Source organism: Polyangium jinanense (assembly GCF_028435365.1).
In genome coordinates this window covers 832,741-845,574 of sequence record NZ_JAGTJJ010000002.1, presented here as the reverse complement: position 1 = coordinate 845,574, position 12,834 = coordinate 832,741, and the positions used below count along the sequence as shown (strand labels likewise).

Annotated in this window: 12 protein-coding genes; 7 read left to right on the top strand and 5 right to left on the bottom strand. The window is 67.9% G+C overall.

Annotated features, from left to right (window positions below; all coding sequences use genetic code 11):
* Positions 1-50: 50 nt before the first annotated feature.
* Positions 51-932, bottom strand: a complete 882-nt coding sequence (locus tag KEG57_RS08455) for an MBL fold metallo-hydrolase (protein ID WP_272417551.1) — start codon at positions 930-932, stop codon at positions 51-53.
* A 45-nt stretch (positions 933-977) separates the two neighbouring features.
* Entirely contained in the window at positions 978-1,136 is a 159-nt protein-coding gene (locus tag KEG57_RS08450; RefSeq protein ID WP_272417550.1) for a hypothetical protein, read from the bottom strand.
* Positions 1,137-1,279: 143 nt separating this feature from the next.
* On the opposite strand from KEG57_RS08450, the gene KEG57_RS08445 reads away from it, so the two are divergent.
* The 5 genes from KEG57_RS08445 (at position 1,280) to KEG57_RS08425 (ending at position 6,902) form a co-directional block, all read left to right on the top strand.
* A complete protein-coding gene (locus tag KEG57_RS08445) occupies positions 1,280-2,437 on the top strand; it encodes an acyl-CoA dehydrogenase family protein (RefSeq protein WP_272417549.1) in 1,158 nt (385 codons plus the stop codon).
* Positions 2,438-2,754: 317 nt separating this feature from the next.
* Positions 2,755-4,461, top strand: a complete 1,707-nt coding sequence (gene kaiC, locus KEG57_RS08440) for a circadian clock protein KaiC (protein ID WP_272417548.1) — start codon at positions 2,755-2,757, stop codon at positions 4,459-4,461.
* Positions 4,458-4,772: a circadian clock KaiB family protein gene (locus KEG57_RS08435; protein WP_272417547.1), complete on the top strand. Its 315-nt coding sequence runs from the start codon at positions 4,458-4,460 to the stop codon at positions 4,770-4,772. Before kaiC ends, KEG57_RS08435 begins: the two co-directional genes overlap by 4 nt.
* A 10-nt stretch (positions 4,773-4,782) precedes the next feature.
* Complete coding sequence (locus KEG57_RS08430; RefSeq protein ID WP_272417546.1) at positions 4,783-5,175, top strand: circadian clock KaiB family protein; 393 nt, start codon at positions 4,783-4,785, stop codon at positions 5,173-5,175.
* A complete protein-coding gene (locus KEG57_RS08425) occupies positions 5,172-6,902 on the top strand; it encodes a hybrid sensor histidine kinase/response regulator (protein WP_272417545.1) in 1,731 nt (576 codons plus the stop codon). The genes KEG57_RS08430 and KEG57_RS08425 overlap by 4 nt, the downstream gene beginning before the upstream one ends.
* Positions 6,903-6,906: 4 nt before the next feature.
* Here KEG57_RS08425 and KEG57_RS08420 read toward each other — a convergent pair whose 3' ends face one another.
* Positions 6,907-7,638, bottom strand: coding sequence for a YqjF family protein (locus KEG57_RS08420; protein WP_272417544.1), 732 nt, complete (start codon positions 7,636-7,638; stop codon positions 6,907-6,909).
* A gap of 66 nt (positions 7,639-7,704) precedes the next feature.
* Here KEG57_RS08420 and holA point away from each other — a divergent pair, with 66 nt between their 5' ends.
* The gene (holA, locus tag KEG57_RS08415; RefSeq protein WP_272417543.1) at positions 7,705-8,763 is read left to right on the top strand and encodes a DNA polymerase III subunit delta; all 1,059 of its coding nucleotides are present in this window, start codon (positions 7,705-7,707) and stop codon (positions 8,761-8,763) included.
* Between the two features lie 3 nt (positions 8,764-8,766).
* Here holA and KEG57_RS08410 read toward each other — a convergent pair whose 3' ends face one another.
* Both KEG57_RS08410 and KEG57_RS08405 read right to left on the bottom strand, forming a co-directional pair.
* Positions 8,767-9,594, bottom strand: coding sequence for a lysophospholipid acyltransferase family protein (locus KEG57_RS08410; RefSeq protein WP_272417541.1), 828 nt, complete (start codon positions 9,592-9,594; stop codon positions 8,767-8,769).
* A gap of 168 nt (positions 9,595-9,762) precedes the next feature.
* Positions 9,763-11,088, bottom strand: coding sequence for a hypothetical protein (locus KEG57_RS08405; RefSeq protein WP_272458356.1), 1,326 nt, complete (start codon positions 11,086-11,088; stop codon positions 9,763-9,765).
* Positions 11,089-11,410: 322 nt separating this feature from the next.
* On the opposite strand from KEG57_RS08405, the gene glmU reads away from it, so the two are divergent.
* A complete protein-coding gene (glmU, locus tag KEG57_RS08400; protein WP_272458355.1) occupies positions 11,411-12,832 on the top strand; it encodes a bifunctional UDP-N-acetylglucosamine diphosphorylase/glucosamine-1-phosphate N-acetyltransferase GlmU in 1,422 nt (473 codons plus the stop codon).
* Positions 12,833-12,834 lie beyond the last annotated feature (2 nt).

The window sequence follows — 12,834 nt, the reverse complement described above, 5'->3', positions numbered from 1 at the left end:
CTCACCCCCTGCCCCTCTCAGAGGGGTTGGGGAGAGGGAATCCTTTCAGGTCAAAGGAAGAGGTCGCCGAGCAGCGGGAGCGCGCCGACGCGCACGTCCCGCGACGCGCGCGTGAGCCGCTCGGCGAGCGGGGCCATGCCGACGGCTGGCAGGACGTGCACGGGCTCGTGCAGCGGCCGGAAGAAATCGTCCCAGTGCGAGAGGAGCACGGTTTCGGGCGCGACGGCGCGCATCACGCGCTCGGGCAGGTCGACGCCGCTGCGCCAGCCCGCCACGCAGAGCAGGAGCAGGTCGACGTGCCGCGGCGCGGGCTCGTCGGGCAAGAGCTCGGCGCTGCCGAGGTGCACGATCGTGCGGCCCGCGACCTCGATTTCCACGCGGAAGACGGCCCCGCAGCGGTAGCCCTCGGTGCGGACGGGGACGGCGTCGCAGTCGTCGATGTCGCCCGGGAACGGCACGCGGCCGAGAGCGAAGCGCGAGTGCGCGCTCGGGACGAAGCGCAGGCGGAACGGGCCGACTTCGCGGACGATCGGCGTTTGTCCAGGCTCGCGCTCGACCACCTCGACGCGGGCTTCGGGCACGCCCGCGGCGCGGCAGAGCGCGGCGGCGGAGCGGGAGCCGAAGACGCGCGCGCCGGTGCGCTTGGCGATGACGGGGACGTCGAGGGCGTGGTCGAAGTGCGTGTGGCCGACGATCACCGCGTCCGCGCGGCGGATGTAGCGTCCGATCGCGCCGAGGTCCGGGGCGAGCGGGGAGGTGATGCATCGGGCGAGCGAGGCGCGCGTGACGTAGGGATCGAGCAGGAGGACGTGGTCCTCGCAGGTGATCTCGAAGCCCGCCGTGCCGAGCCAGCGGACGGTCACGGAGGGGCGGTCGGCCGGGCCCTTCGGGGCGAGCTCATCCGGCCGGAAAAACAGGCTTTCGGGGCGCACGGGCGCCGGTATAGGCGTGACGCACCGCGCGGGGAACGGTTTTTCTCAGCGCCGGCCGATCGGGCGGAACAGGAGTCCCGTCACGGCGAAGGCGATGGAGATGACGAGCAGGACATGGATCCACGGGCCTGCTTCGTAGACGCCCGTCACGGCGAGCAGCCAGGCGAGGAACGCGCCCACGGTGAGTCCCCAGAAGACCAGCATCGCTCCGAGGCGTTGCGAAGGGCGTGCCCGGCCGGAGTGGGAAGGTTCGTCGCGGGGGTGGGGGCGGAGCCCGGCTTGTCCGGGCGTAGCCCCGAGCGTTGGATGGGGACGTTCTCGGAGCCTCTCGTGCTAGTGTCCCGCGCATGAGCGACGTCGTCTTCGACCTCGAGAACCCGACCGAAGAGCACCGGATGCTGCGCCAGATGGTGCGGAACTTCGTCCGCGACGTGGTGGAGCCGCAGGCGGAAGAGCATGATCGCACGGGCACGCTGAACGTTCCCTTGCTGAAGCAGGCCGGCGAGCTCGGTCTGCTCGGGCTCACGATCCCGGAGCAGGACGGGGGCGCGGGTCTGGACGCCGTGGGCGCGGTGATCGTGCACCACGAGCTCTCGAAGAGCGATCCGGGCTTCTGCCTCGCGTACCTCGCGCACGCGGTGCTGTTCGTGAACAACTTCTACTACGCCTCGAACGCAGCGCAGCGCGAGCGCTGGCTGTCCAAGGTGATCTCGGGCGAGTGGATCGGCGCGATGGGCATGACGGAGCCGTCGAGCGGCACCGACGTGCTCGGGATGCGCACCACGGCGCGGCGCGAGGGCGAGGGGTTCGTGCTCAAGGGCCACAAGGCGCTCATCACGAACGCGGTCGATGCCGACGTGTTCATCGTCTACGCGAAGGTCGATGCCGACGTGACGACGTTCGTCGTGGAGCGGAACACGCCTGGGTTCTCCGTCGGAAAGAAGACCGAGAAGATGGGCATGCGCGCGAGCACCTTGAGCGAGTTCATGCTCGACGACGTGTTCGTGCCCGCGGAGAACGTGCTCGGCACGGTGGGCGGGGGCGTGCGCAACATGATGCGCAACCTCGAGATCGAGCGGCTCACGCTGGCGGCGATGAGCCTCGGCATCGCGGATCGTTGTCTCGACATCATGGTGCGGTACGCGGCGGAGCGGACGAGCTTCGGCAAGTCGATCGCGGAGCACGGACAGATCCAGCGCTACATCGGCGAGAGTTACGCGAAGACCGAGGCCGCGCGGGCGCTCGTCTACAGCGTGGCGCGGGACGTGGGCCCGGCCAAACGCAACCGCATCGGCACGGACGCGGCGAAACTCTTCGCGGCGCCGGTGGGCAAGGAAGTCGCCGACAACGCGATGCAGGTCCTCGGCGGCTGGGGATACTGTAACGAGTACAAGGTGGAGCGGTTCCTGCGCGACGCAAAGCTCCTGGAAATCGGCGGTGGTACATTGGAGTCCCACCAGAAGAATCTGACGAAGGAGCTCCTGCGGAAGGTGAAGCAGGATTAAGCCACACAGCTGGAGCGATTTTCTTTCGACAACATTGCCTCGTCCTCCTACGATATTGTCATCGTTGGTGACGGATGGGGGATGTATGACCGTGACAACCTGTATCCTGTCTTGCACAGCGCTCATTTCTGTGCAATAAGGTCAAATCCACGAAAAGATATGCCCCAGATGGAGCCGGTGCGGGATCCATCGGCGGCCATGAGCCGTTCGGCGTGGATCGATCTGCGCCCGAACGATTGACATGATTTCGTCCGGGAGTTGGGGTTCGTATGGACACATACGAGTCGAAGACAGGTGTAGTCGAGACAAGAAAATCGTTGAACGTTCTGGCAAAGTCCCCGACCGGCATCAAGGGATTCGATGAAATCACGGTCGGGGGACTCCCGAGGGGGCGCACCACTCTGGTATGCGGCAGCGCCGGGTCGGGCAAGACGCTCTTTGCATTGGAGTACCTGGTCCGCGGCGCGACCGAGCATGGCGAGCCAGGGGTATTCGTGGCGTTCGAGGAGACCGCGGTCGAGCTCACGCAGAGCGTCGCCTCCCTCGGATTCGACCTCGACGGTCTCGTCGCCAGCAAAAAGCTGGCGATCGACTACGTGCACGTGGAGCGGAGCGAGATCCTCGAGACCGGGGACTACGACCTCAATGGCCTCTTCGTGCGGCTCGAATACGCGATCTCGTCGGTCGGGGCGAAACGCGTGGTCATCGACTCGCTGGAGACGCTGTTCTCGGCCCTCGGCAACGAAGGCATCCTGCGCTCCGAGTTCCGGAGGCTTTTCCGCTGGCTGAAAGATCGCGGCGTCACCGCAATCATCACGGGCGAGCGCGGCGACGGCACCCTCACCCGGCACGGGATCGAGGAATACGTCTCGGACTGCGTGATCCTGCTCGAACAACGCGTGCACGAGCGGGTTGCGACGCGATACCTGCGTGTCGTCAAATACCGCGGGACGATGCACGGGACGAACGAATATCCGTTCCTCATCCACGCCGGAGGCATCTCCGTCGTGCCCGTGACCTCGATCGGACTGACGCACCCCGCCTCCGAGGAGCGCATGTCGACCGGCGTGCCGCGCCTCGATGCCATGCTCGGCGGCAAGGGAATCTTCCGCGGGTCGAGCGTGCTGATCTCGGGGACGCCGGGCACGGGCAAGTCGAGCCTTGCGGCGCACGCGATCCACAGCGCCTGCCGGCGCGGCGAGCGTTGCCTCTACTTCGCCTTCGAGGAGTCGCAGGGCCAGTTCGTGCGCAACATGCGCTCGATCGGCCTCGATCTGAAGCCCTGGCTCGACCAGGGCCGGCTCCAGTTCCACGCCTCCCGCCCCACGCTCTTCGGGCTGGAGATGCACCTCGCGAACATGCACCGGCTCGTCGAGTCCTTCGATCCGAGCGTGGTCGTGATCGATCCCGTGACGAACCTCGCCATGGTGGCATCGAACTTCGAGGTTCGCGCGATGCTCATGCGGCTCGTCGACTTCCTGAAGAGCCGCGGGATCTCCGCGATCTTCACGAGCCTGACGGCCGGCAGCGGCGCGCTCGAAGAGACGGACGTGGGGATCTCGTCGCTCATGGATACGTGGCTGCTCGTGCAGTTCCTCGAGGGCAGCGGCGAACGGAACCGCGGGCTTTACGTGCTCAAATCGAGGGGCATGTCGCACTCGAACCAGGTGCGCGAGTTCCACATGGGCGCGCACGGGATCGACCTGCTCGACGTCTACGTGGGGCCCGCGGGAGTGCTCACGGGGTCGGCGCGGCAGGCGCAAGAAGCGAGAGAGCGCGCCGAGGCGATCACGCGGCAGCAAGAGATGGACCGCAAGCAGCGTGATCTCGCGCGGAAGCGCGCGCAGGTCGAGGCGCAGATCCTCGCACTGCGGGCCGAGTACGAGGCAGAGGAGCAGGAGGTCCTGGCCATCCTGGATCAGGACAAACGTCGCGAGGTGAGCCTCGGCCGCGACCGTGAACAGATGGCCCGTCTTCGGCAGGCGGACCCGAACAGGCAGCAGAATGGAGGTGGTGCCGGATGACGAGCCCCGTGGACGGGATCCACCACGACGTGACCCCCGAGTTCTGGGAATTACGTCTCTACGTCGCAGGTCAGACGAGGAAGTCGCTCCTCGCGCTGGGCAACTTGAGGCGGCTCTGCGAGGAGCACCTCGCCGGGAAATACCGCATCGACATCATCGATCTGCTCCAGCACCCGCAGCTCGCGGAGGGGGATCAGATCCTGGCGATCCCCACGCTCGTGCGGCGGCTGCCCGAGCCGATCCGCAAGATCATCGGGGACCTGTCCAACACCGAGCGCGTGCTCGTGGGTCTCGACATCCGGCCTCGCTGAGAGGGCGATCATGGGGGGAAGCGATCACGACGACGGGCGCAACGGAAAAACCCCCTCGGCGATCGCCGGGGACAAGGACGACTTCTGGGCGCAGGCGCTCGTCGACGCGCCCCGAGAGACGTACGTCCTAAGGCTCTACGTCGTCGGCAATTCGCCGAGATCGCGCTTTGCGATCCGCAACGTGCGGAAGCTCTGCGACCAGCACCTCGCGGGCCACTTCGACCTCGAGGTGCACGACCTGAACCAGGAACCGTGGCTCGCGCGCGACGCGCAGATCGTCGCTGCGCCGACGCTGGTGCGGGAGCGGCCGCTGCCCGTGCAGCGCATCATCGGCTCGCTGTCCGACATCGAGCGTGTCCTCGTGGGTCTTGGCGTTTCTCCGACCCCGACGGGGGAACCATGACGAAGAAGGACGACGAGCTGACCTCGAAGCCGGACGCCCCGATCGTCGCGCACGACCTGCTCCTGCGCGTCGAGGAGGCCGAAGCGACGCTGGCCGCGATCCGCGCCGGCGAGGTGGACGCGCTCGTGGTCTCCGCCGACGGCGCGCCGCGGGTGTTCGTGCTGAAAGGCGCCGATCACGCGCACCGGACGCTGCTGGAGACGCTGAACGAAGGCGCGATGACGGTCAGCGGAGACGGGACGATCCTGTTCGCCAATCGCAAGGTCGCCGAGATGCTCGGTCGCCCGCTCAGCAAGGTGCTGGGCGCCTCGCTGCGCGGGTGCGTCGGGGCCGCGGAGGCGGGGACGTTCGACGCGCTGCTCGCGGCGGCCCAGGGCGGGAGCGCAAAAGGCGAGATCACGCTTGCGCAAGCGAGTGGGGCGCCGCTGCCGGTGATGCTGTCGATCCGGGACGCGGGCGAGGAGGATCCGACGTTCACCGTGGTCGCGACGGATCTGACGCCGCTCAAGGCCGCGGAGGCGGCGCTCCGGCAGGCAAACGACGAGCTCGAAGCGCGGGTCGCCGCGAGGACGGCCGAGCTCGTGAAGGCGAACGAGGCGCTCCGCGAGGCCGATCGGCGCAAGGACGAGTTCCTCTCGATGCTGGGGCACGAGCTACGGAACCCGCTCGCGCCGATCCTGACGGCGGCGGAGATGATCCGCGTGGCGACGCACGGCGACGCGCGGGTCGAGCGTTTCCGCAGCGTGATCGAGCGGCAAGCGCGCAACCTCTCGCGGCTCGTCGACGACCTGCTCGACGTCTCGCGCATCACGCGCGGGACGATCACGCTGCAGACGAAGCTCGTGGATCTCGGGACGATCGTGCGAAGCGCGGTGGACGCCGCACGGCCGCTCGTGGACGCGTCGGGCCACACGCTCCGGGTCGCGCTCCCGGCGGCGCCGGTGCTCGTGCAGGGCGATCCGACGCGGCTCGAGCAGGTGATCGTGAACCTCTTGAACAACGCGGCGAAGTACACGGAGCGCGGCGGCGAGATCGCGCTCTCGGTCGTGCAGGACAAGGCGGCCGTGACCGCGACCGTGAAGGACAACGGGATCGGGATGCCGGCGGAGCTCCTGCCGCGGGTGTTCGATCTGTTCGTGCAAGGTGAACGCGCGCTCGATCGATCGCAGGGCGGGCTCGGGATCGGGCTGACGCTGGTGAAGAGCCTGATCACGATGCACGGGGGCACGGTCGAGGCGCGAAGCGAGGGCGTGGGCAAGGGCTCGGAGATCGTGGTGCGGCTGCCGCACGTGCGAAGAGATGGGCCGAGCGAGAAGGCGCATCCGGTGGAGGAGGATCCGGGGAACGTGCAGCGGGCGCTCGTCGTGGAGGACAACGCGGACGCGGCGGACATGCTCTCCGAGCTGCTCGGGCTCTGGGGCTACGACGTGCGGGCGACGAAGAGCGGCGAGGAGGGCGTGTCGGTCGCGGCGACGTTCTGTCCGCACGTGGTGCTGCTCGACATCGGTTTGCCGGGCATGGACGGGTTCGAGGTGGCGCGGCTGCTGCGGGCGACGCGGCCGACGTCGCAGGCGCTCCTGATCGGCGTGAGCGGGTACGGGCAGGAGGCGGATCGACGCAAAGCCGAGGAGGCGGGGATCGATCATCAGCTCATGAAGCCGCTCGATCCGCAGGTGCTCAAGGGGCTGCTCGAGCGCGCGAAGGGGCGGCGCGCGCGTAGTTCGTAGGGGCTCAAACGACCGGCACCAGCTTGTAGACATCGACGTCGACGCCGGGGCTGTAGAGCGCGAGCGGCTCGCCGGAGGGCTCGGGCAGGCCCGCGGCCGCGACCATTCCATCACGCCACGATTCGACCTTCACCTCGTGGAGCGGATACGGCACGTGATGCACGCGTCCGAGCGACAAACCCGAGCGGGTGCGGGCATAAAGAATGTACCGCTCGGCGAAGAAATGCGTCAGCGTCCCGGGTTTGGCGGAGCCGATCGATTCCCCGATATGGTAACGCGCCTCGAACTCGGCCGGCTTCGGGCCGGGGAAGAGGCGCTTGCTCCGGTAGTCGACGGTACTCCCGGAGATGTCGAGCTTCATCGAGGCGCGGTGGTACGGCAAGTGCCAGCCGGCGCGCGCGACCGCCACGGCAATCGTCGCGGCCGCGTCGAGGCTGAAGAACCAGACGCCCGGATCCTTGCCGCGGAGATGGACGTACGTGCGGACGTTGAGCTCGTGGAAATGCGAGATCCCCGGGACGGACGGGGACCAGCGGGGCGCGACGTCGCGCATCGTGAAGGGCACGACCCCGACCCACGCTTTTCCCTCGAACGTGTCGACCGAGAGCTCGGCAGGCAAGAGCCTCGCGATCGCCTCCGCGGGCACCTCCCAGTGCAGAAACAAGAGGGTTCGCCATCGCTGGAAGCCGGCGGGCCGATCCGGCGGACGTAGGGCCGGAGAGATGCGGTCGATCATGGCGGGGAACATGGTACCTCTTCCCGCGCTTGACGCGCCCCTCCGAAGGGACGAACGGAGAGACCCGTGACGCCCGAGCAAGCCATCCAGGAAGCCACGAAAGGGAACTTGCGGCCCGTCTACCTCGTGCTCGGCGAGGAGCGGTACCTCGCCGACAAGGTCGTGCACGCCATCAAGGAAGCAACGATGAAGGGCGGCATCGCGGGCTTCAACGAGGACAAATTCACGGCCGGCGAGTCGAACGTGGACGCGGTCCTCTCGGCCTCGAAGATGGTGCCGATGATGGCCAAGCGCCGGTTCGTCCTGGCGCGTGGCCTCGAGCGCTGGGAGAAGAAGGGCGACAGCGACGACGACGACGGCGGCAAGGGCCCAGCGGAGGGCAAGCGCGGGGTGAAGGACGGAAGTCCGCTCGACGCGCTCGCCGAGTACGCGAAGGCGCCGGCCTCGAGCACGGTGCTCGTGCTGTCGGCGACGAAGCTCCACGCGCAACGCAAGATCGTGACGGCGGCGAAGAAGGAGGACTTCCTCGTCAACTGCGAGCCCGTGAGCCGCAAGGCGCTGCCGACCGTGGTGCGGCAGATGGCCAAGGAGCGCGGGCACGACATCGCGCCGGACGTGGCCGATCACCTGGCGGAGATCGCCGGGCCGGAGCTCGGCTACGTGGCGGACGCGATCGAGCGGCTGAGCTTGTTCGTCGGGGAGGGCAAACCGTTCACGGAGGACGCGGTCGTGACGATGGTCATGAAGGTCCGGCCGGGCTCGGTGTGGGACCTCGTCGATGCGCTGACGCGGCGGCGGCTCGACAAGGCGCTCGCGGTGCTGGCGGAGGTCGTGGATTCGAAGGACGGGGGGCTGCCGCTGCTCGGGCTCGTGGCGTCGAACGTGCGTAAGATGGTGAAGATGGATTCGGCGCTGCGGGCGGGGGCAAACGTGAACGAGGCGGCCGCGCGCGCGGGCATTCCGCCGTTCAAGGCGCAGGAGACGGCGCAGACGTTGAAATCGCTGCCGCGGGGGACGCTCCCCGCGTGGGTGCGCCTGCTCGCGGAGGCGGATCGAGCGCTCAAGGGCTCGAAACGCTCGCCGCAGGCGGTGCTCGAAACGATGTTGATTTCGATGTGTCGGTGAGGCTCAGGCGGGGGGCGAGGCTTCGATCGCGGCCGCGGCCGTGGCTTTTGGCGCCTCGTTTTCGCCGCTCTCCTCCTCGGAGGGCAGCGTGGGCATCCACTTGCCGAGGCGCTCGAAGGCCGCCGAGATATCGCCGCGCACGCGCTCGCGCAGGGTTTCGAGGTCGTCCATCGTCATGCCTTTCACGTCGATGGGCGGCAGGACCTCGATGCGGGCCTGGCATTTCACGCCGAAGACCCACGAGTTCTTGGGAATCGCGTGGCGGGTGCCGGCGACCGCGACGGGCAGGATGGGGATGCCCGTCTCGAGGGCGAGGCGGAAGGCACCGTCCTTGAAGGGCTTGATCTCGCCGTCGGAGGAGCGCGTGCCTTCGGGGAAGATCATCACGCTCATGCCGCGGTCGAGGTACCATTTGCAGCGCTCCATCGCCGATTTCGCGCTCTCGCGCTCGCCGCGGCGGAGCGGGATGTCGCCGGCCATGCTCATCATCCAGCCGAGGCCCGGGACCTTGAAATTGCTCTCCTTCGAGAGCCATTTCATTTCCCAGGGCAAATAGCTGATCGCCGGAATGTCGGCGATCGACTGGTGATTCGCGACGACGATGAAAGGCCCGCTGTTCGCGGGGCGCTTCCATCCGGAGACCTTCACGCTCCAGAGCGGATTCAAGCGGACGAGCATCGTGCCGCAAATGCGGAAGAATCTGCCCGTGATTTTGCGGACGCGATCGAATGGTGCGGTCGTGACAAACACCGCCGCGACCGCGCCGGTCGACAGGGCCACGACGCCGATGATCTCGAACCAGTTCCAGAGCGAAACAAGCTTGGCCTTCATGAGGGAAGGCCCATCTTTACCCGACCCCAGAATAGCGGGCAAGAGGAGGGAAGGCCGTTTTGGGCATGACGCAATGCGCGTCTCGCACTGCGTCGTTGGATTTCGTGCAATCGTGACGAGAACCTGACAGAACGAGGGCGAAAACCCTACATTCGTCTCGCGAGGCGGTTATTTTTTGCCGCCCTTGCCACCGCCGCCGCCGCCGCCCTTCGCGTCACCGCCGCCGCCCTTCGAGCCGCCGCCGCTGCTCTTCGCGCTGCCGCCGCCCTTCGAGCCACCGCCGCCGCTGCTCCTCGCGCTGCCGCCGTGATCGTCGTGGCCGCCGCCCTTCGAGCTGCCCCCGCTGATCTTCACGCTGCTGCCGTGATCGTGGCCGCCCTTCGCGCTCGGGCCGCGATCGTCGTCGCCGCCGCCCTTCGCCTTGCTGCTGCCGGGGTGCACGGCGTCATCCTGCTTGAAGCCGCCGCTGTCACGCGCGAAGGTCCCATCCTGGCCGAAATGCCGGCCGTTGTTGCCCTTCCTGTGATGGTCGTGGTCGTCGTCGTCGCCGTGGAACCTCGTCTTCACGTGGGCGCGGCCATAAACGTCCACGCCGCTGTCGAAGCCGCCCTGCAGGCTGAATCGAATGCGCGGCGCGCTGGCGATGCGCACCGTGGCCGTGGGGGCATAAATGCGGATGCCCGGTCGATAGCCCCAGATCGCCGCGTGCGTGACCGTGCCGATGCTGAGCGACGCCGTCACGCGCAGCGGATTGAGCAGCGACGCCGAGGCGCCGAGCCGCGCCGAGAAAAAGAAGCCCGACGGCTCGGGATCGAAGTTCACGAACGTGGTCTTCTCGGCGACGAAGCCCATCCGCAGCTTGCGCGACTCGATCCGCACGGGCTTGAGGTTCACGTCGAGCACGTACACGCGCGTCTCGCCCGAGCTCGCGTCCGCGACCATCTCCAGTCGATCGTCACCCACGATCTGGATCGTGCCGCCGTGCGGGCCCACGGTCTCGTCGGGCAGCTTCGCCTCGGCCGTCACCTTGGCGCCCGCCACGAGCTCTGCCGTGCCGCCCACGGGCACGTGCATGACGCCGGTCCAGGGTTTGCCCGAGACCGTCACCGTGTAGTTGACCTCGGTGAGATCCGCCTCGAGCTTCGGCCCGGCCGCGACGAGCAGGCCCGTCTTCGCGTCGAGCACGAGCGGCACCGTCTTCGGCTCGCTGCCCTCGACCTTGTAGATGAGCGAGCCGCTGACGTCCTCCTTGACGCGCCCGGTCGCCGTGGCGCTGACCGCGGCCTTCACCTGGCCGTCCGTGTCGATGCGCCAGGCGACTGTCCCCTCGTCGTGCTCCTCGACCAGCGCCTCCGCCCCGAGATCCGCGTTGACGGCCGCCTCGGCCTCGACGTTGACCGCTGCCGGCGCAGGGGCCTCGCTGCTGCTGCTGCTGCAAGCCGACGCGAACACGAGAACGAGAGACGCAAGCGATATGTGAGCGAAACGGGTCATGAGGTTCCCTCCGTCCTTCTCTCCGTGCATACACTGCGCCTGACGGAGAGATCATCAAAAAGGTCCAAATCCCCTCGAAAAGACCTCGCATCGGCACGGTTTCGACGCTATCCGGTCACTACAGATACCACCCGACAAGACCAACCGCGCATTCATTGTTGCAGATGGGACGGCCTTTTCCCATTTCAACGGTCCGCAATGGCCGCGACAATGTTATGGCGCACCCGCGTCCCCGGCGGCGGCCTCGTCCGTCCGCGGGCGTCCGGGAGGCGTTTCGCCGTTCGCTGGGGGGTCTCGGGCGCCCGTGCTAGGTTCGGCGCCGATGACGACCCAAGCTGGATCCTCCCTCACCGCCATCGTCCTCGCCGCCGGGCAAGGCACGCGCATGAAGAGCACGAAGCCCAAGGTGCTCCACCCGCTTTGCGGCCGGCCGATGGTCGACTACGCCATCGAAGCCGCGCTCGCCGCCGGGTGCGGGGACGTCGTGGTCGTCGTGGGGTATGGCCGGGACGAGCTCGCCGCGCATCTCACGAAAGCGTTCGGCGATCGCGTGCGAACGGCGGTGCAGGAAACCCAGCGCGGGACCGGGGACGCGGTGCGATCGGCCCTGCCAGCGCTGGATCCCTCGGCCGAGCGGGTGCTCGTGCTCTGCGGGGATACGCCGCTGCTCGATCCGGCCGAGCTCGTGCGGCTGGCGGGCTCGATCGAGGGCGGCGCGCCGCTCGCGATGCTGACGGCGATGACCGAGGATCCGACGGGGTACGGGCGCGTGCTGCGGGACGCCGAGGGAAAGATCTTCGCCGTGCGGGAGCAGCGGGACGCGACGGAAGAGGAGCGGCGCGTGCGCGAGGTGAACACGGGCGTGTACGTGGCGCGGGCGGGCTTTTTGCGAGAATCGGTGGCGGGGCTTTTGCCGAACAATGCGCAGGGCGAGCTTTATTTGACGGACATCGTGGCCGTCGCGGCGAAGGCAGGCGGAGTCGCCTCCGTGCGGGCCGAGAGCGCGGCGGCGCTCGTGGGGGTGAACGATCGGGCGCAGCTCGCCGCGGCCGAGGACATTCTTTACGGGCGCATCGCGGACCGGATCCGGCGCGCGGGCGCGACGGTGCGGGCGACGGCGCGGATCGACGCGACCGTGGTCGTCGAGCCGGACGCGGTGATCGAGCATTACGTGGTTCTGCGCGGAAAAACGCGCATCGGCGCGAATGCGAAGATCGACGTGGGCTCGGTGCTGACGGACGTGGAGGTCGCGCCGTCGGCCCTGGTAAAACCTTATTCGATCGCGAGTGATTCGACGATCGGCGAAAATGCGCAGATCGGACCCTTTTCGCACCTGCGCCCGGAGAGCCGCATCGAGGCCGAGGCGCACATCGGCAATTTCGTGGAGACGAAAAAGACCGTGGTCCGCCGCGGGGCCAAGGCCAATCACCTCGCGTATCTCGGCGACGGCGACATCGGCGAAGGCGCGAACATCGGCGCGGGGACCATTTTCTGCAATTACGACGGGTTCAAGAAGCACCGCACCGAGATCGGCGCGGGCGCGTTCATCGGCAGCGATTCGCAGATCATCGCGCCGGTGCGGATCGGCGTGGGCGCCTACGTGGCCACGGGCACGACGATCACGCGCGACGTGCCCGACGATGCGCTGGCCATCGCCCGGGTGAAGCAGGAGAACAAAGAGGGCTACGCTTCGAGGCTCAAAGCGCGGCTCAAGGCGGGCTCGACCAAGAAGTCGGGCGGCTGAGC

Excerpts from the sequence above, each read along its gene's own strand:
- KEG57_RS08445 (WP_272417549.1), top strand. The coding sequence starts at position 1,280 with ATGAGCGACGTCGTCTTCGACCTCGAGAACCCGACCGAAGAGCACCGG.
- KEG57_RS08410 (WP_272417541.1), bottom strand. The coding sequence starts at position 9,594 with ATGAAGGCCAAGCTTGTTTCGCTCTGGAACTGGTTCGAGATCATCGGC.
- KEG57_RS08435 (WP_272417547.1), top strand. The coding sequence starts at position 4,458 with ATGACGAGCCCCGTGGACGGGATCCACCACGACGTGACCCCCGAGTTC.
- KEG57_RS08405 (WP_272458356.1), bottom strand. The coding sequence starts at position 11,088 with ATGACCCGTTTCGCTCACATATCGCTTGCGTCTCTCGTTCTCGTGTTC.
- KEG57_RS08430 (WP_272417546.1), top strand. The coding sequence starts at position 4,783 with ATGGGGGGAAGCGATCACGACGACGGGCGCAACGGAAAAACCCCCTCG.
- KEG57_RS08425 (WP_272417545.1), top strand. The coding sequence starts at position 5,172 with ATGACGAAGAAGGACGACGAGCTGACCTCGAAGCCGGACGCCCCGATC.
- KEG57_RS08450 (WP_272417550.1), bottom strand. The coding sequence starts at position 1,136 with ATGCTGGTCTTCTGGGGACTCACCGTGGGCGCGTTCCTCGCCTGGCTG.
- glmU (WP_272458355.1), top strand. The coding sequence starts at position 11,411 with ATGACGACCCAAGCTGGATCCTCCCTCACCGCCATCGTCCTCGCCGCC.
- KEG57_RS08420 (WP_272417544.1), bottom strand. The coding sequence starts at position 7,638 with ATGATCGACCGCATCTCTCCGGCCCTACGTCCGCCGGATCGGCCCGCC.